Annotated in this window: 14 protein-coding genes, 1 tRNA gene and 1 pseudogene; 7 read left to right on the top strand and 9 right to left on the bottom strand. The window is 43.0% G+C overall.

All coding sequences use genetic code 11. From position 1 onward, the window contains the following. The first annotated feature begins 16 nt into the window (after window positions 1-16). Window positions 17-1885 (top strand): amidohydrolase family protein, encoded by a 1869-nt coding sequence (locus ACXAC1_RS11485; RefSeq protein ID WP_475061590.1) that lies wholly within the window; start codon window positions 17-19, stop codon window positions 1883-1885. 137 nt (window positions 1886-2022) lie between these two features. Further along, window positions 2023-2988: a GlxA family transcriptional regulator gene (locus ACXAC1_RS11480; RefSeq protein WP_475061589.1), complete on the top strand. Its 966-nt coding sequence runs from the start codon at window positions 2023-2025 to the stop codon at window positions 2986-2988. A 70-nt stretch (window positions 2989-3058) separates the two neighbouring features. Here the strand turns inward: ACXAC1_RS11480 and ACXAC1_RS11475 are convergent, their stop codons facing one another. The 6 genes from ACXAC1_RS11475 to ACXAC1_RS11450 all read right to left on the bottom strand — a co-directional run bounded on the left by ACXAC1_RS11475 (window position 3059) and on the right by ACXAC1_RS11450 (window position 8608). Next, window positions 3059-3934, bottom strand: a complete 876-nt coding sequence (locus tag ACXAC1_RS11475; protein WP_475061588.1) for a nitrilase-related carbon-nitrogen hydrolase — start codon at window positions 3932-3934, stop codon at window positions 3059-3061. 85 nt (window positions 3935-4019) lie between these two features. Beyond that, window positions 4020-4913 (bottom strand): glycine betaine ABC transporter substrate-binding protein, encoded by an 894-nt coding sequence (locus ACXAC1_RS11470; protein ID WP_475061587.1) that lies wholly within the window; start codon window positions 4911-4913, stop codon window positions 4020-4022. 36 nt (window positions 4914-4949) lie between these two features. Beyond that, window positions 4950-5672: an ABC transporter permease gene (locus ACXAC1_RS11465; RefSeq protein WP_475061586.1), complete on the bottom strand. Its 723-nt coding sequence runs from the start codon at window positions 5670-5672 to the stop codon at window positions 4950-4952. After that, window positions 5669-6799, bottom strand: a complete 1131-nt coding sequence (locus tag ACXAC1_RS11460; RefSeq protein ID WP_475061585.1) for an ABC transporter ATP-binding protein — start codon at window positions 6797-6799, stop codon at window positions 5669-5671. Before ACXAC1_RS11460 ends, ACXAC1_RS11465 begins: the two co-directional genes overlap by 4 nt. Before the next feature lie 38 nt (window positions 6800-6837). After that, window positions 6838-7488: an ABC transporter permease gene (locus ACXAC1_RS11455; protein WP_475061584.1), complete on the bottom strand. Its 651-nt coding sequence runs from the start codon at window positions 7486-7488 to the stop codon at window positions 6838-6840. Window positions 7489-7672: 184 nt separating this feature from the next. Further along, on the bottom strand, window positions 7673-8608 hold the full coding sequence (locus ACXAC1_RS11450) for a LysR family transcriptional regulator (protein WP_475061583.1): 936 nt from the start codon (window positions 8606-8608) through the stop codon (window positions 7673-7675). Between the two features lie 79 nt (window positions 8609-8687). On the opposite strand from ACXAC1_RS11450, the gene ydiJ reads away from it, so the two are divergent. Next, window positions 8688-11741, top strand: a complete 3054-nt coding sequence (gene ydiJ, locus ACXAC1_RS11445) for a D-2-hydroxyglutarate dehydrogenase YdiJ (RefSeq protein ID WP_475061582.1) — start codon at window positions 8688-8690, stop codon at window positions 11739-11741. Window positions 11742-11994: 253 nt separating this feature from the next. Continuing rightward, entirely contained in the window at window positions 11995-12186 is a 192-nt protein-coding gene (locus tag ACXAC1_RS11440) for a helix-turn-helix domain-containing protein (RefSeq protein ID WP_475061581.1), read from the top strand. Window positions 12187-12253: 67 nt separating this feature from the next. On the opposite strand, the pseudogene ACXAC1_RS11435 reads toward ACXAC1_RS11440, so the two are convergent. The 3 genes and pseudogenes from ACXAC1_RS11435 to nfsA all read right to left on the bottom strand — a co-directional run. After that, a pseudogene (locus ACXAC1_RS11435) lies at window positions 12254-12619 on the bottom strand (IS66 family transposase); the annotation flags it as partial. A gap of 514 nt (window positions 12620-13133) precedes the next feature. Next, window positions 13134-13210: transfer RNA gene (locus ACXAC1_RS11430), tRNA-Ile, on the bottom strand. A gap of 97 nt (window positions 13211-13307) precedes the next feature. Beyond that, window positions 13308-14045 carry an oxygen-insensitive NADPH nitroreductase gene (gene nfsA, locus ACXAC1_RS11425; protein WP_475061580.1) on the bottom strand — a complete coding sequence of 246 codons (738 nt, stop codon included), beginning with the start codon at window positions 14043-14045 and terminating at the stop codon, window positions 13308-13310. 335 nt (window positions 14046-14380) lie between these two features. Between nfsA and ACXAC1_RS11420 the strand changes: the two genes are divergently transcribed. From ACXAC1_RS11420 to ACXAC1_RS11410, 3 genes are all read left to right on the top strand, one after another. Then, a complete protein-coding gene (locus tag ACXAC1_RS11420; protein WP_475061579.1) occupies window positions 14381-15073 on the top strand; it encodes an alpha/beta hydrolase in 693 nt (230 codons plus the stop codon). A gap of 186 nt (window positions 15074-15259) precedes the next feature. Continuing rightward, window positions 15260-17197, top strand: a complete 1938-nt coding sequence (locus ACXAC1_RS11415; RefSeq protein ID WP_475061578.1) for a bifunctional 2',3'-cyclic-nucleotide 2'-phosphodiesterase/3'-nucleotidase — start codon at window positions 15260-15262, stop codon at window positions 17195-17197. Window positions 17198-17398: 201 nt separating this feature from the next. Continuing rightward, window positions 17399-17782: a rhodanese-like domain-containing protein gene (locus tag ACXAC1_RS11410; protein WP_475061577.1), complete on the top strand. Its 384-nt coding sequence runs from the start codon at window positions 17399-17401 to the stop codon at window positions 17780-17782. The last annotated feature ends 40 nt before the right edge of the window (window positions 17783-17822 follow it).

The following is a 17822-nucleotide window of genomic DNA, read 5'->3' as shown; positions in this document are numbered from 1 at the left end:
GGATCAGGTGAGTAATGTGATTGACTTTCACGTACATCTATATACGGCGGACGATTTACCAAACAATACAAATGAATTACCTTATCGTTTACCAGAACCGTTTCCGGTAAAACCTTACCTAGACACGTTAATCGATGCAGGACGCAAGCCAAGCTTAGTTAACAATGTTCATTTAAGTATCCTACCTGACTCTGAAAACGTATTTCGTTCTTTTGAAGAATTGAAACGCCTACAAGCAGAGCAACCTGAACGTTACGGTAATATAGAGCTAATCGGCACCATTCTAGCGAGCCCAGATTATGCAACGAGTGAGCGTTTAAACCACCCGAAGATTAAAGGCATCCGCTTTGTATTACATGATGCCAAGCCTGAATCCATAAGTGCAGACAAATACTCTGACGCACCATGGCAAGCATTGTATGCGCGCCTCCGCCAAGACCAGCATATTCATATTTATGCACAGGAGCCAGAAGCAAACCTGCGCGTCCTTAAGCAGATTCCTTCACACATCATGGTCATTATTGACCACCTAGGCACTTGTCGTCCAGAGCGCGGCCCACAAGACCATTTTTACCAGGCATTATTAAAAGAAGCTAAAAGCCGTGGCAATGTTTGGTTCAAAGGCCCAGGCTATCGTACAGCAAACACACCAGAAGACACAGCCCCTTTCACACTGGAAATCGCCAAACAACTCGGACACGATCGTTTGCTATTGGAGTGCTCTGATTCTCCACACGTAGGCGCAGATCATAAGGGCCAGCCATACACAGAGTTATTTGATCCGATTAGCGCACTCGATTTCACCTCGTCACTCGCAGACATCATTGCACGTGAAAATAGTATCACTGCTCAAACACTGCTTAGCGGTGCGTGCGCAGACGTTATCCATCCAAAAAAACAACAAGAGCAAGATAGTATGAACAAAGCAATTGTAGAAGAATTCAACTTTACCGTTAATTATGCTGAAGGAAGCGAACAGCTGAAAGCGTACCGCTTCATTCCTACACAACCTGATAAATCCTTACCTCCTGTAGTATTTAACTCAGGTTACACAGGTGGTGTAACAATGTACGGTCAATTAGTAGGCAATGCACTTGCAGCCCTTGGCTACACTGTTACAACTTACGATGTGTCTGGCTTCTTCTCTAACAAAGCAGTACGTAACACTTTCCAAAAGGACGGAAAGCTGCTTACAAACGTCAGCCTAGAAGACCAAACAACAGAACTATTAGCACTGATTAAAGCTGCTCGCGAGCACGCAGGTCGCATGCCTATCGTTATTTCTTGGGCTATGGGTGCAGTAGCAAGCTTAGCAGCGGTAAACCAAATGGTTGCAGTGGGTGGCGAGCAACTACCTCTATACGTGCCAATGAGCTACACTAATTTACGCAACCTACAAAACCTACGCGCAGACATAGAGGGTGCAGATAAAGCTTTGTTCGCTTTAGCTGAAGACGACGCGATCCCATCTTTTGACACTGGGACAGAAGCGACGAAACTAGGCTACTACCCACTGGATCCAAATACTCAAGCCTACGTTGATGAACAACTAGGGAACTACACAGATGTAGGTGGTGCAGACCATTGGCCAGGCGTACAGTATGTTACCGCCAAGTCATACCAAACATACGTTCAGTTTGACCCAGAGTCTGAGATCAAACCAGAAAATGGCACTTACCCACCAGTATTGATTGTACACGGCTCAGACAACACTCTTCACATGCCGGAAGAGTCAAAACGCCTGTTCGACGTTTACCCTGGCGAGAAAGGTAACGCTCCTTTGATCATTCAAGGAATGGAACATGGCCAACAACTTGTTGCAGACCACCCAATCTTTAAAGAGCTTATTGCTCAAATTGATACGCGCTACCGCTCGTTAAACTAAAACACTGAGGTGTTTTTTGGGCTGATTCAGTCACCGAGACTGTTATCAGCCCAGCTCTATAACTCCCTATCATAAATAGACTTTTTCCCTATAATCGCGAATAATCTACCTAATACAAGAACAATAGGATTAGATAGATGCCCCCCCCAATCACCATTGGCTTTCTTCTGTATCCAGGCTTTTCTATGATGGCTTTGACCTCTGCGTTCGAGCCTTTACGTGCGGCAAATCGACTATCTGGTTGCGAATTTTATGAATGGAAACTGCTGTCCGCCGAAGGCAAAGCAATCGAGTCAAGTAGCGGAATTTCTCTAGAAACTAACTCAATCGATGATCCTGTCAAGCTAGATCGCCTGTTTGTTATTGCAAGCTTAGATATACCAGAGCTAAAAAGTCGCAAAGTCTTTAGCTACTTACAGCATTTTTCATCTTGCGGTGGCGTACTCGGAGCAATTAGTAATGGTAGCTTCATATTAGCCCAAGCTGGGCTACTAGACGGTTATGAATGTACTTTACACTGGGAATCAATTACAGAGTTTTCAGAGAAATTCCCATCTATATCTGTAAAAAGAGACATATTTGTTACCGACCGAAAACGTTGGACTTGCGCAGGAGGGATCGCTGCAATCGACTTAATACTCCATCAATTGACTAAAGATTACGGAGGACGGCTTGCCGCTGAAGTTGTTGATCAATTTCTCATCGGTCGTGTACGTAGCAGTGAAGATCATCAAAGATTGGAGATTGAACAACGCTTTGGAGTAAATGATAAACGCATAACATCTGCAATAGCACTTATGGAACAGAACTTAGAAAACCCTATTACAGTTCACGATCTATCGCAGCTAAGCAATGTCTCTCTACGACAAATGGAACGTCTTTGGCGACAGCACTTTAATCTATCACCACAAAAGTTTTATGTAACACTAAGGCTAAAAGAAGCTCAACGTTTATTACGTGAAAGCACAGACCCGATATCAGCTATTGCGTTAAAATGTGGTTTTGTCTCAACTTCTCATATGGGAAGTGCTTATCGAGCACAGTTTGGTTGTAGTCCTGGTGAAGAGCGCAAACTACGCCATAAGCTCCATCAGGGAAAGTAATAAAACGATAAATATAAAGAACAAAAAAGCGAACCGAATAGGCTCGCTTTGTGAACATGGACATGAACGACTAATCGTGCCGAACGAAATCGGGTACACCAATTTTCTCTATCAAACGTGACGTTTCACGTTCGATCAAAGACAAATTACTATCGCGTACTGTAGGCAATTGGTAGCGGGCCTTTCTAACCACATCATAAGATAACGTAGCGCTTATCAGCTCTTCATCAGAGCCAGCAACTACTATTTCTTTACCAAAAGCATCAACAATACGAGATCCTCCCCAGAAGCTTAAATCTTTCTCTGAACCTGTACGGTTCGCCATAATAGACGGAGCACCATACATCATAGAATAGAAGCGCATCGTACTAGCCCAACCGCCAGGGTTATCAAAATCAACTCCTACCGCCTCAATACCAGAACTGACTGGACATACTAAAAGCGTTGCACCATTCAGAAAGGCCAAATTCGTTAGCGCAGGATTCCAAGCGTCTGCACAAATCAGTAATCCAGTACACCAATCTTCATCTAGATTATAAGTCTCCACAAAACGGCCACATGCGTAATGCTTTCCTTCCTCAAGCTTACCGTAATTAGGTACATTAATCTTACGATGAATATGCACCATCTTACCGTCTTTTAATATGGCAGCAGAATTATAAAATTGAGCAGCAGGCCCTTCTTCGATAAAGCCGACACAAACTGCCATTGTTCCAGTTGCTTCAGCAAGCCTTTTCAACCGCGGGTCATTACGTCTCATTGCAGCCGTCAACAAAAACTCCGGTCCATAATGACCTGTCAACGATAACTCAGGCATCACTAATAGCTCAATGCCCTCTAGTCTAGCTTTCTCAATCCAATATAGATGCTTCTCAATATTTTGATCCACATCGCCAATAACACTCTCAAATTGGGCAACACCAACATGCAAATCTTTGCTTCTCATTTGTCGTACTCAAATTAAAAAAACGGACATCATGTTCATGATGTCCGTAAAGTAACTTATTTCTGATAGTAAGCTTTTATCATCTCTACATCATTGGTATAAGCAAGTTTGACTGTAAAAACTCTCTAGCAACGGTTTCGATAGAGGTTCTTTCGACATCAACTCGAGCGTTAAGAGTAGCCATCACATCATCCGTCAACAAACCAGAAACTTTATTTAGCTCTTCACCAATTACAGGATGTTGTTCCAATATCTCTGTACGAATCACGGGAGCTATAGCGTAAGCGGGGAAATATTCCTTATCATCTCTCAAGACAACAAAATCAAATGCAGGAATACGACCATCAGTAGCAAACACCAAACCTACATCTACTTGACCATCTTTAAGAGCCTGATATACCAATCCAGAGTCCATACGCTTAATATTTGAACGACTAAATTCAAAATCATAAGCCTTCATTAGCGGCTTCAAGCCATCTGGTCGGGCATAAAACTCGGCATTTGAGCCAAACACCAAATCATTGCCAGCATTCACCTTATCGGCCAAATCTGAAAGGGTTGAAATATCTTCCTCAGCAGCTTTTGAACGCTTCATAGCAAATGCATAAGTATTATTTGCTTCAGATGGGTTCAACCAAGTCATGCCTTTTTGAGCATCTAGCTCTTTAACTTTGTCGTATGTCTCTTTTGCTCCAAGGCGCTCGGTGATCTTATTGTAAGTAATCAATGAAGTTCCTGTGTACTCCCAATACACATCAATTTGATCATTTTCCATCGCTTGACGAACCGCTGAAGAGCCCATTCCCGAGCGATCTTGAACTTCAAAGCCCTTAGACTGCAGAAGCTGCGTAGTTATAGAAGACAACATTTGCTGTTCGGTAAAGTTCTTGCCACCTACCACAATTGTCTGAGCTTGAACAAAAGATATTGAGGCAGCAATCAGACCACTTGCTAGAGTATATTTTAGTAAGTTTTTCATTTTTATTGTGACCTCCTATTGGTCTCTAGATAACGCTTAACGAAGCGGATTGGCTCCTTTCGAGATCAAGCGCATTTGCCCCTGTCCCGTTAGAAAATCCACTAGAATCGCTAGAAGCGAAGTTGGGATGGCGCCTGCTAACAACATGCTGGTGTCCATTAAATCAATCCCCGTAAAGATTAATTCTCCTAAGCCACCGCCACCAATCAAAAACGCCAATGGAGCGGTACCGACATTGATAGCCAAAGCTGTTCTTACGCCAGAAAATATTACAAATGCTGCGTTTGGGAGTTCTACTCTGAATAAAATCTGAGAACTAGACATTCCCATACCTACAGCCGCTTCCTTCATGTGGGCTGGAATGGCAAGCAAACCTGTATATGTGTTACGAATAATTGGTAACAAAGATGCTATAAATAAACCAAAGAAGGCTGGTGCAAAACCAATCCCTAAAAGCGTCATTGAGAGTGCTATCACCGCAAGCGTTGGTATTGTTGTACCAATATTAAATACTTGCATTACAGCTTCGGCATAACGCTCCATAGACGGCCTCGACAACCAGATACCAATGGGAATACCAATCAATATTGCAGCGCCACCGGATGCTGCCACAAGGACAATGTGTTGCTGCGACAAATAGACGATGTCTTCCCAATAGTACCCAAGTTGATCATACAGCCCCTCAGCACCTAAATAGCTACCGATCAAAAATGACACACTAATAATCAAGGGCAACAAGCGCTTTGACTCTGCGTTCATAAAGCACCTCGAACCTGTCCAGAAACCTCATTCAACTTACTAGTGACATCGCTTTGATGGATGGTGCCAGCAAAGCGACCTTCGGCATCCACACATGGAAGCCAAAATGATTCATGAGCAAACATTTCGGAGACAACTGCTCGTAGATCTGTACCTAACGGGATAGTCGCTCGCAAAGAGTGCGCCAAGTCGCCCACCTTACCACCTTTACCCGCCATTTCTTCACGTGTTAGGTATGCGCGAGGTTTTTGGTTTCGATCTACAACGACTACAAAGCTACTGTTTGCCTGCTGACATACAGAGTAAGCTTCAGTTGTAAGCATATGACGTGAAACTACAGGAGTACGATGATTCATCACATCTTCTGTAGATAATAAACGCAAACGTTTCAACGTACGGTCAGAGCCTACAAAGTCCGCAATAAATGGACTTTTAGGTTCGGCCAAAATTTCGTTCGGACTAGCATATTGCTCAATCTTACCACCACGGAAGATGGCAATTTTGTCTCCCATTTTCACCGCTTCGTCAATATCATGACTCACGAACATAATGGTTTTCTTTAACTCGCTTTGCATCTTCAAAAATTCGTTTTGAATGACTTCACGGTTAATAGGGTCAATTGCACCAAACGGCTCGTCCATTAGCATTACCGGTGGATCAGCAGCCAAAGCACGAATAACACCAATACGTTGCTGTTGTCCGCCAGAAAGCTCTTTTGGAAATCGATTTAGGAATTGATTGGGATCCAAGCCAACTAGATCGATCAACTCGGCAGCACGCTGACGCGATTTTTTAACATCCCAACCAAGGAGCTTAGGCACTACACAAATATTTTCCTCGACAGTCATATTAGGAAATAGGCCAATCTGCTGAATCACATAACCAATTTGTAGACGCAATTCAATGTCATTTAACTTACTAGTGTCCTCGCCATTAATCAAAATGCGGCCGCTAGTTGGTTGAATTAATCTGTTGATCATCTTAAGAGTCGTTGTTTTACCGCAGCCGGACGGCCCCAATAAAATACAGATCTCACCGGAAGGAACAGTCATATTGACATGATCGGCAGCTATAGTTGTACCTTCTGGTGTTTTGAAGGTTTTCGTTAGATTTTCGAGCTGTATCATACTTATTCTATGCCCTTAATTTATTGATATATTTGTGTTTATCTAGTTAGACCACTCGGCGTAAGCACTTTTTGAATCTTTAATAGCCCCCTATCTGCAATTACAGCAAGAATGGATACTGCGATAGCACCTGCTATCAGCTGACGAGGGTCCGTTTGACTAATTCCTCGAGATATCAAAACCCCTAACCCACCAGCGCCAATATATGCTGCTATTGCAGCAACGCCGATATTCATAACCACAGCAGTTCGAACGCCTGCCATAATTACCGGAACAGCAAGAGGGATCTCTACTCTCATCAATCGCTGAGATGAAGTCATCCCCATCCCCTTTGCAGCCTCACGTAACGCTGGGTCAACATTAGTAATTGCGGTGTAGGTATTTCTAACGATTGGTAGCTGAGAATAAAGAAGAATTGCAATGACTGCTGGCAACCACCCCACACCTTGTCCAATCACTGACAAGAGTGGAATCATTAGACCAAATAAAGCAATGGAAGGAATTGTTACGACAATTGAAGCAACATAAAGGACAAAATTTGCCACGCGCTGATTCTGCGTAATCGCAATACCGATTGGAACCCCTGTTAAAATTGCACACCCAACTGCGACAACAACGATTGTAAGATGCTCAAGCCCTAAATTTAAGATAACCAACCAGTTATCTATAATGAATTTCATGGTTTCCATTTACTCTCCAACTGCGATTATTTTTGTTTTTCAGACCTTGCACAATTGATTCTCAATGCTTAGCCCAAAACCCTATACAAAAATTACGACAACAAAAATCAAATTATCGACACCGAGTCGTTCAGGGTACAAAATACAATCTACACGACTTACTCCTTTTCAAGCGTTGAGAGAGGAATACTTGTTAAATTGGAGTTACTCCATTTGGCAATCTATGAGTTGAAACATGTAACTTCAGCATATCAAAAAAAGCCGAGCTAGAAGGCGATAGTGTCCTGCCCGTTCGTCTTATTAAATAGATAGTACGGAGCAATTTAGGTTCGATTAACGGGGAGAAATTAAGTGATTCAAAAGCAGGTGTACTGACAGCCATAGCAGGAATTATCGCCTTCCCCAGCCCAGCGCTAACCATCGACGCCATAGCCGCAGTACTCGATACCTCAAGACTAACTTTATCTAAATTAATATCTATATGATTGCTTTCGAAGAAATTAACCAACTCACGTCGAATTCCATTGTCAAAAGATAACCAAACTAGACTTTCAGACCTTAGATGTCGCCATAATTCAGTCCTTGGTTGATCAGTAGATACGATCCCATATTGATCTTTTAGCAATGGAATATATTCAAGGTCAGGGGCATTTGAATGATTTCCTCCAATACCGAAATCAACCGCCCCAGTGCGCACCAAACTTTCAATTTTCTCAGCCGCCTCTTCTCGCATCACAAAATGAACCTTAGGATTCTGGTCTCTGAACTTTTTGACAGAACTTGGCAATATCCCTGACATAATGGAGGGAGACGATGCAAGTTTAACGACACCAATGTCCAAGTTAGCCTGAGCATGGAGATCCTCAATCGCGACTTTGAAGTCATTTAGAAGTTGTTTAGCAACTGGAAGGAAAGACGCTCCGACACTAGTCATCTCAACGGATCGAGTCGTCCGATCAAATAACACTACTCCTACATTTGACTCTAATTGCTTGATTTGGGTGGTCAAGGTGGACTGCGTCATATGTAAGCTCGTCGCCGCAACTGTAAAGCTCTTAGCTTCAGCAACCTTTACAAAAGACACAAGATGCTTGATTGACGCATTATTCGATATTTTCAATAAATCCATGATTTTATATCAATTGTTTTAATAAAACATAATTTGCAACATATAACAAAAATTGTCATTACTTTTATGGTGAACATAGATGATTCCTCTACTCGATACTCCCAGCACTTCTCAAAATTCATATCTCCAATTCATTGAACGCTTAAAGAAAGATGGCTTTTTAGGTGACCTAAACGTCGACTACAGCAGCAAATTGGTTCTATCGACTGATAACTCCATCTATCAAGTACTGCCGCAAGGAGTCATATATCCAAAAAATCAAAAAGACCTCGAATTAATAGCTGAAATAGCCTCATACCCAGAATTTAGAGACATTACTTTAAGTGCGCGAGGGGGCGGTACTGGGACCAACGGCCAATCCCTTACAAATGGGTTGATAATAGATACCTCTAAACACATGAATAAAATTTTAGAGATTAATGAGGAAGAGCGATGGGTAAAAGTTCAAACCGGTGTAGTCAAAGACCAACTAAACAAAGCTGTAGAAAAATATGGGCTTTTCTTTGCACCTGAATTATCGACATCAAACCGTGCCACAATAGGCGGGATGATTAATACGGATGCGAGTGGGCAAGGGTCTGTTCTATATGGCAAAACTCGAGACCATGTACTGGAGTTGACAAGTGTTTGGTTAGGAGGTAAGTCCTGGATATCTAAAGCAATTGATGATACAGAGCTGGCTCAAATTCTTGATAGAGGGGATATTATAGGTGAAGTACACCGTAAGCTTAACAACCTAGAACAAAATCACAAAGACGAAATCATCGCTCGATTTCCAAAGCTAAACCGGTGCCTTACTGGATATGATCTAGCTCATATAAGAGATGAATCAGGCCTGTTCAACTTGAATTCTGTTCTATGTGGAGCAGAAGGTTCTTTAGCTTTCATAAGCGAAGCCAAATTAAGGTTGCTCCCTATTCCTAAGTATTCCGCATTAGTAAATATCAAATACGATAGCTTCGAGAACTCTATGAGAGATGCAAAAGCTCTTATGGAGTGGGGACCAACGTCAATTGAAACCATTGACTCTAAAGTTCTAAATTTAGCAATGGAAGATATCGTATGGGAAAGCGTTTCTAGCTATTTTCCAACGTCTTCCCTTGAGCCCACAATACAAGGAATTAACTTAGTTGAATATACAAGTGATAATTTAGATAGCCTAGAGGAGAAAATCCATCGTTTAACAAAACATCTAGAACAAGTCTCAGGAACCCCAGGCCAAAGCTTCGGCTTTACAGTTGCGAGAGGATCAAAAGAGATCAATAAGATCTGGGGCATGAGAAAGAAGGCCGTGGGCCTACTAGGCAACACAAATAGCTCCAAACGACCGATTCCGTTTGTCGAGGATACCGCAGTCCCTCCTGAAAACTTAGCAGACTTCATTATGGAGTTCAGGAGTGTGCTTGATGCTAGAAACCTATCATATGGCATGTTCGGCCATGTAGATGCTGGAGTTCTTCATGTGCGCCCAGCTATAGATATGAAAGATCCAAGTCAAGAAAAGTTAATTAGGGAAATTACCGATGAGGTAGTTGCGTTAACAAAAAAATATAAAGGTCTACTGTGGGGAGAGCACGGAAAAGGAGTTCGATCAGAATATGCTCCAGAGTTTTTTGGTCCAATCTACCCTTTGGTCCAAGAGGTTAAAGCTGCTTTCGATCCTTTCAATCAGATGAATCCTGGGAAAATTGCAACGCCAGCTGTAGAGGGGGCAGAGCTACTAAAGATAGATGAAGTTCCAACACGAGGCCAATTTGATAGGCAAATTCCACATAATGTCCGAGAAGAATACAGCTCGGCCATGAACTGTAATGGCAATGGTGGCTGCTATAACTTTGACCCAAACGACTTAATGTGCCCCTCTTGGAAGGGTACTAGAGATAGAATTCACTCTCCTAAAGGTAGATCAACCCTCATCCGAGAGTGGTTGCGTCTTCTATCTAACAAAGGTGTAAATGTATCAGACCTTCAGATATCTGAACCAGCAGGAACAGGAATAACCGGGGCTTTCAAACGTGCCTTAAATACAATTAGACGCAACCAAGGGCAATATGATTTTTCCAATGAAGTATATGATGCAATGAAAGGCTGCTTAGCCTGTAAATCATGTGTTGGTCAATGCCCTGTAAAAGTAAATGTACCAGATTTTAGATCACGTTTTTTATCTCTCTACCATACTCGTTACCTTCGACCCACGAAAGATTATGCTATTGCAGGCCTTGAATATATTATTCCATATGCTGCTAGGTTTCCCTCACTATACAACCTAACGATGAGCAACTTTTTAACACGAAGTGTTCTAACTCATGGCATAGGAATTGTGGACACTCCTATGCTTAGCAACCTAAACTTGGGTAAAGAGCTCAATAGAAGAGAAGTTAAATATGCATCCACAGTACTGCTCAAGCAACTAACCGATGATGAGCGAAAGAAAACGCTAGTGGTTGTCCAAGATGCATTCACTAGTTTTTTTGAGACGCAGCTCTTTTTAGACATTGTAGACTTTTTGAGAAAATTAGGTGTTAACGTGATGGTCGCGCCTTTTAAAGCTAATGGTAAGCCATTACATGTCCATGGTTTCCTAAAAAACTTCTCCAGTGTAGCGAAGAGAAATATAAATTTTCTTAATAATATTGAGAATCATGGTGTCAGCTTAGTTGGTATAGATCCTTCAATGACCCTGACGTTCCGACAAGAGTATTCAAAAATAACCTCTGGCCCCTTGCCAAAAGTTTACCTGCTACAAGAATGGCTCAAAGAAAATGAAGTTTTTCTTAGTAATATAACGTTAAAGACGTCTAAAACATTCAAACTACTTATCCATTGTACTGAGAAGAGCAATGCCCCCTCATCAGTGAGAATTTGGGAAGAAGTATTTGAAGCGTTAGGGCAAAAGCTGGATATTATAAACTCAGGGTGCTGCGGAATGTCAGGGACATATGGACATGAGTCGGCAAACCTAGATAACTCCAAGGCTATATATAAACAAAGCTGGGGAGACATTATTTCAAACACAGAGACAACCGATTCTATTATAGCTACAGGCTACTCTTGCCGATCACAAGTAAAACGCTTTGATCAGCTATCAATAAAGCATCCTATACAAGCATTGTTGTATTTATCAAAAAGTTAACGATTAGGGATTTTGAATTATGAAATACATCATTCTAATCTAGCCTTGGCTATCCAATAATATCAAAGGAGCACGAGATTAAGTCGGTAACATGAGACAATCTTTCCAACTTATTTTCATGCTCCCTAATGCAACCAAATAATTCAAATATAGACTTTAGATTTCAGCCATAACCGACACACTTAGCAAAGTAGGAAGTAGAGCAAGTTGCCTATATGCTTCAGGTTCTCACACAATCCGCTAAGGTGCTCAAATGAACAACCAATATAAGCAACTCACTCTATGTGAACAATACCAGATTGAAGGCCTAAAGAAACTAGGATTTTCCGCTCGAAAGATTGCTGACGAGATGGCAAGAAGTAATAAAACCATTGCTCGTGAGTTAAAGCGGTGCTCTAAAAATGATTACTCTGCTAAAGCTGCCCATGCTAAGGCTACCGCGTAAGCGCCCTTATATCAGCTCCTATAACGATACGGTCAGTTCTGCTAATCTAGTCAGCTTTCGCCATATTCTAGGGCAATAGTGCTTCGAGCTTCTCTAAGCTGTCTGCGTCAGCTATATGATCAAGCACGTATTGGAGGTAGCCTGATGGTTCTAGGCCATTGGCTTTGGCGGTTTCTATCAGTGAGTAGCAGGTGGCACTAGCGTTCGCTCCACGTGACGAATCAGCAAACAGCCAATTGTGTCTGCCCACTGCGAACGGGCGGATGGCATTTTCGGCTAAGGCGTTGCTAATATGAACGAAGCCATGATCGCAGTAGGCCACCAAGGATTTCCACTGGTTTAGGCTATATTGGATCGCTTTGAAGGTCAACGAGTCTTTGGGGACCTTAGGGTGATTGGTTTCCAGCCAAGCTTTGAGGTCTTGCAGCACTGGAGGTAAAGCTCTACCTGCTTTAATCACTTTCAGAAAAATCATCGAGCAACCGATAAGCTATAGCAAGCCCAACTCATTCAATGAAGCCTATGAAAGAGCAAAAAAGGTAACTGAAAGCGCACCAATTGTATTTGATGATATTGAATGTTTCGGATTCATTTTCAGAGAGCAAGTCGCAGATATAAAGCACCTTACAGCCTCCCACCTTTTGAGTCTCATAGATAAGGGGTTTTCTTGTATTCCAGAACTCAAGGCAATTACAACTAAAGACCTGACTAGCTTAACGGGCATTGGTGCAAAGAAAGCATCACAAATTCTTACCCAAATAGAGGCCATCAAATAGAAATAGAGTTTCTTAGGTTTAGGTGTTCAGAATTCTACATGTAGGGAGTTTTCGGAGCCCCTAAAGGACCAATATTTAGCTGTCATCAAAGCAAATATTGATAAAAAACTAGTCCGCAGACCAGGAATAGAAAAAGGCGTAGTAGGTACTAACCTGCTACGCCTTTCTATATGGTGGCCCCACCCTGACTTGAACAGGGGACCTGCCGATTATGAGTCGGATGCTCTAACCAACTGAGCTATGGGGCCTTTAAACGGCGCCCATTATAGCTAGGGTGCGGCGCTTTGCCAATACAGTAAGTTAAAATTCTGCTATGAAATCAAGTAGCTAAGATTAGCCCACTGATTACTTCATCTCGAAGCCCTGAGAAATTAAGAAGTCTCGCATGTGCGGGCGCAGTTTCCCGCTAAACATCGGTGCCATGCTTTCAGACCAGTTAGAGATTTTATTGCCACCTGCTCGTTGTTGGTAATACTCATCCATTTCCGAGTCATATTTTGCAACCAAGGCAATATCGTGTTCACTATCGTAGTAATCCTGCTTTAAAACCGTCGCAATAGGTAGGCGAGGCTTAACGTCAGGATGGTGTTCTGGGTAGCCTACACACATGCCAAATACTGGATAAACATGCTTTGGTAGTTTTAACAGATCGCTGATTTCTTGCGGATTGTTACGCACACCACCTATGTACACTACACCAAGGCCTTCTGACTCTGCTGCGATGGCAAAGTTCTGCGCCATCAATGCCGTGTCGATGGTTGAAACAAGAAGTTGCTCTGTCATACCAAGCGTCGGCTCAATACCTGTACGAGCCGCTGCTTCTGTATTGCGCTTCATATCAGCGCAGAAGACTAGGAACTCTGCCGCTTGAGAGATATACACTTGGTTCCCGGCTAACTCTTGTAAGCGTGCCCTGTTACCTTTATCACTCACACGGATGATGCTGTAGGCCTGAACATTGTTGCTTGAGGAGGCATACTGTGCAGCATTTACGAGTTGCTCAAGCAATCCATCAGGAAGTGGTTGATTGCGGTATTTTCGAATTGAACGGTGAGATTGTAAGAGTTCAATGACATCATTCATGATGACTCCTTAATAATTCATTAGATCCTATTGGAATACTCCCATTATGAAACGCGCCCTAGCCTCACTCCAATAGGCTCTTAAAAATTCCATGGGGAAATCTTTTTTGAATAATCCTCATCCAACTGTGGTCGAATCCCGTAAGATTTATATTTACTTGCTAGGAGAGCCTTATCAAAATCAGGAACTCATTAATCGCCATTGGCGCATTACTCAGCGCGGGCTGTACTCAGATAGGGTTACAAGTTGCCAATCTACCTACTCTGATTGACTCCACAAAACGTTATCAAGACATCGCTTACGGGCAGTTAGCGAATCAAACTTTGGATATTTACGTGCCTTCTTCTGCGAAGGCAAATCAAGCTCCGGTCTTGGTATTCTTCTACGGTGGACGCTGGACTGATGGTTCAAAAGAGATGTACCCATTTGTAGCGAAGACTTTCTTAGATTTAGGTTATGTTGTTGTCATTCCTGATTATCGAAAATACCCTGATGTTAAGTTTCCCGCCTTTGTAGAAGATGGTGCACAAGCGGTTGCTTGGACGTTAGACAACGTTGCTGAATACCATGGCGATTCAAGCCGCTTGTTTATCATGGGGCATTCCGCAGGCGCTCATATCGGTGCTTTGATCAATGCCGATGAACGTTACTTGGCTCAGCTCAACCACTCCACTCAAAACATTAAAGCCTTTGCTGGCTTATCTGGACCGTATGATTTCGTGCCTGAAGAAGAGGATTTAAAAGATATGTTTGGGCCGCCAAATCAGTACCCTCAAATGACCGTTACGAACTTTATAGAAGGTAATGAGCCGCCCATGTTACTGCTATGGGGAGAGAAAGATGAGCTTGTTGGACAACGCAACATCGACCTTTTAGCAGAGAGAGTTCGTCAAAAAAATGGAGCCGTCGACACGATTATTTACCCAAACATGGGTCACGTCGATATGGTTTCAAGCTTGATTTGGTTTATTCCGAGTAAAGCCCCTATTCAAAGAGATATCGCGAATTTTTTCGAACAACAACCTTAGGCGAGTTGTCAGCGCAACCGATGCAGAAAACCACACCATTGCGGTTTTCTGCTCTCCTAGCTTTTGTGGTTCAATACATAAAAGCGTCATAGATATTGCATAAGCTCCTGTTCTCTTAAATATTGACCTTTTAGTCAAAGTATCGTTCTCTTGCCTGTCACAATCGGAACTTGGAGCCATAAAACCATGAAACAATGGAGCAAACTTTTTTTGCCAACCAGCCTTACGTTGGCATGCTTAGCTTCCACAACAGCCAGCGCTGCAACGGTTGATCTGCGTGTATTGGAAACCACTGACATTCATATGCATTTGGTGGACTATGATTACTACGCTGACAAACAAAGCAACAGCGTTGGCCTGTCGCGCGTTGCCACATTAATCAAACAAGCTAGGGCGGAAGTTCAAAACTCGGTTCTGGTCGATAACGGTGATCTATTACAGGGCAACCCTTTGGGTGACTATGTGGCAAAAGGCCGCGTGTTGCGTTTTGGTGAAACACACCCAGCTTACAAAGCCATGAACCTACTGAATTACAATGTGGGCAATATTGGTAACCACGAGTTCAACTACGGCTTAGACTTTTTAATGAAGTCATTAGCTGGCGCTAACTTCCCCTATATTAATGCCAATGTCTACGTCGACGACGGAGATACCAATCCTGATAACGATCAGCCTTACTTCCAGCCATATTTGATCCAACCAACAGCGGTATTGGACAGCGACGGCAAAGAGCAAGTAATCAATGTTGGTTACATCGGTTTTGTGCCACCGCAAATTATGACTTGGGATAAAGATAATCTTACAGGCAAAGTCATTGCCAAAGACATCATCGCCAGCGCTCAAAAGTACATCCCACAAATGAAATCTGAGGGAGCGGACGTCATCATTGCGATCCCTCACAGTGGCATGTATGTGGGGAATTATGAACAAGGGGAAGAGAACGCCACTTACCACCTCGCCAAAGTAGACGGTATCGATGCCATCTTATTTGGTCACTCCCACAAAGTGTTTCCAGGGGATAGCTCACTGAATAACATCGAAGGCGTAGACAACGCTACAGGAACCGTTTTTGGTGTGCCTGCAACCATGCCCGGTTTTTGGGGATCACACCTTGGCTTAGTAGATCTTGTTCTAGAACAAGAAGGCCAAGGCTGGAAAGTTGTCAAAGGCTCCAGCAGTGTGAGAGCTATCGCCAAGCGCGAAGGACGCACTACAGTGCCATTAGTAGAAGCTGATGAACATATCAATCATGCCGTTGATCATGAACACCAAGGTACACTGGAGTACATGCGTCGCAAAGTGGGTGAAAGCACAGCTGACATCAATAGCTTCTTCGCCCTAGTGCAAGATGACCCTTCTATCCAAATCGTGAACAATGCGCAGATTTGGTACGCACAGAATATCGTTCGCGCAACGTCATACGAAGGCCTGCCGATTTTATCTGCTGCAGCCCCATTTAAAGCAGGCGGTCGTGGCGGTCCAGAGTATTTCACCGACGTACCAAAAGGCGATATTGCCCTGAAAAATGTGAGCGATCTTTACATTTACCCAAATGATCTGAAAATCGTCAAACTTACTGGTGCGCAGGTGATCGAGTGGCTAGAACGCTCCGCTGGACAGTTTAATCAAATCCAACCTAATCTAGAAGCTCCTCAAGCACTGATTAATACCAGCTTCCCAACCTACAACTTTGATGTGATTGATGGCATTCAGTATCGCATCAATGTGACAAAGCCAAATCGCTATGACAGTGAAGGGAAAATCGTTAACGAAGACGCACATCGTATTGAAGCAGTGACTTACCAAGATCAGCCTATTGATCCTAACCAAGAATTCTTAGTCGTCACCAATAACTACCGCGCATCGGGTGGTGGTAAATTCCCTGCGCTAGATGGATCCACAACGGTCATTGATGCACCCGATAAAAACCGCGACGTCGTGGCGAATTATTTGTTGTCTCAGACCATCATCAACCCTGCCGCGGATAACAATTGGACGTTTGCTAGTTTTGCAGGTGCCACCGTGAATTTCACCAGCTCGCCTAAGGCTAAATCTTATGCAACACAGAAAATGACGTTCACTGGATTAGACGACCAAGGCTTTGCGGTCTTTGAATTACAATAAGACTCCCCTACTGCTCGCAGTCAGCTTTTGATTGCGAGCGGCCTCTCGATATTGCCCTGTAAGCTCACCTTAAAAATTTTGAAAAAAATAGTGATCCAAGCTTTCAAAGCTTGCGTAAGACCCCCTGCGCTAAGAGCGCGTGATGATATGCCGTAACGATTTTTTAACGCACTTAACCCTTATTACATAGGATCATGAAATATGGAACGTTTAACGGTAGACACTCAAACCCCTTTCAAGCACATGTTATTTATCCTGCTTGCAGCCATTATCGCAATCTTCAGCATTAATGCATTGGCTTCAAAACGGTCTGATATAGCTTGGCAGGCTCTGGAGCAAGGTGCAGTACTTATTGATGTTAGAACCGCTTCGGAATATAGAGCAGATCATATAGAGGGCGCTGTGAACATGCCGCTCAGCTCTCTTAGTAAGCTTGCGAACACACTTGATCGTGATAAAGCTGTAGTCGTCTATTGCCGTTCTGGCAGTCGAGCCTCTCACGCAAAACGTCAGCTTTATGACATGGGGTTTACTCACGTATTGAATGGCGGTGGTTTAGAAGAAATGATCACCAGCAAGCCCTAGCTTTACAGTCAGTATAGAAAGCTTGAGGCATAAAAAAGCC

Source organism: Marinomonas sp. AWM4_232 (assembly GCF_056158325.1).
The sequence above is the reverse complement of the archived record's forward strand: the minus strand, read 5'-3'. Positions and strand labels throughout refer to the sequence as shown.

Coding starts and splice junctions, on each gene's coding strand:
- ACXAC1_RS11475 (WP_475061588.1), bottom strand. CDS start 3,934: ATGAGAAGCAAAGATTTGCATGTTGGTGTTGCCCAATTTGAGAGTGTT.
- ACXAC1_RS11465 (WP_475061586.1), bottom strand. CDS start 5,672: ATGAACGCAGAGTCAAAGCGCTTGTTGCCCTTGATTATTAGTGTGTCA.
- ACXAC1_RS11415 (WP_475061578.1), top strand. CDS start 15,260: ATGAAACAATGGAGCAAACTTTTTTTGCCAACCAGCCTTACGTTGGCA.
- ACXAC1_RS11455 (WP_475061584.1), bottom strand. CDS start 7,488: ATGGAAACCATGAAATTCATTATAGATAACTGGTTGGTTATCTTAAAT.
- ACXAC1_RS11460 (WP_475061585.1), bottom strand. CDS start 6,799: ATGATACAGCTCGAAAATCTAACGAAAACCTTCAAAACACCAGAAGGT.
- ydiJ (WP_475061582.1), top strand. CDS start 8,688: ATGATTCCTCTACTCGATACTCCCAGCACTTCTCAAAATTCATATCTC.
- ACXAC1_RS11470 (WP_475061587.1), bottom strand. CDS start 4,913: ATGAAAAACTTACTAAAATATACTCTAGCAAGTGGTCTGATTGCTGCC.
- nfsA (WP_475061580.1), bottom strand. CDS start 14,045: ATGAATGATGTCATTGAACTCTTACAATCTCACCGTTCAATTCGAAAA.
- ACXAC1_RS11480 (WP_475061589.1), top strand. CDS start 2,023: ATGCCCCCCCCAATCACCATTGGCTTTCTTCTGTATCCAGGCTTTTCT.
- ACXAC1_RS11450 (WP_475061583.1), bottom strand. CDS start 8,608: ATGGATTTATTGAAAATATCGAATAATGCGTCAATCAAGCATCTTGTG.
- ACXAC1_RS11440 (WP_475061581.1), top strand. CDS start 11,995: ATGAACAACCAATATAAGCAACTCACTCTATGTGAACAATACCAGATT.
- ACXAC1_RS11410 (WP_475061577.1), top strand. CDS start 17,399: ATGGAACGTTTAACGGTAGACACTCAAACCCCTTTCAAGCACATGTTA.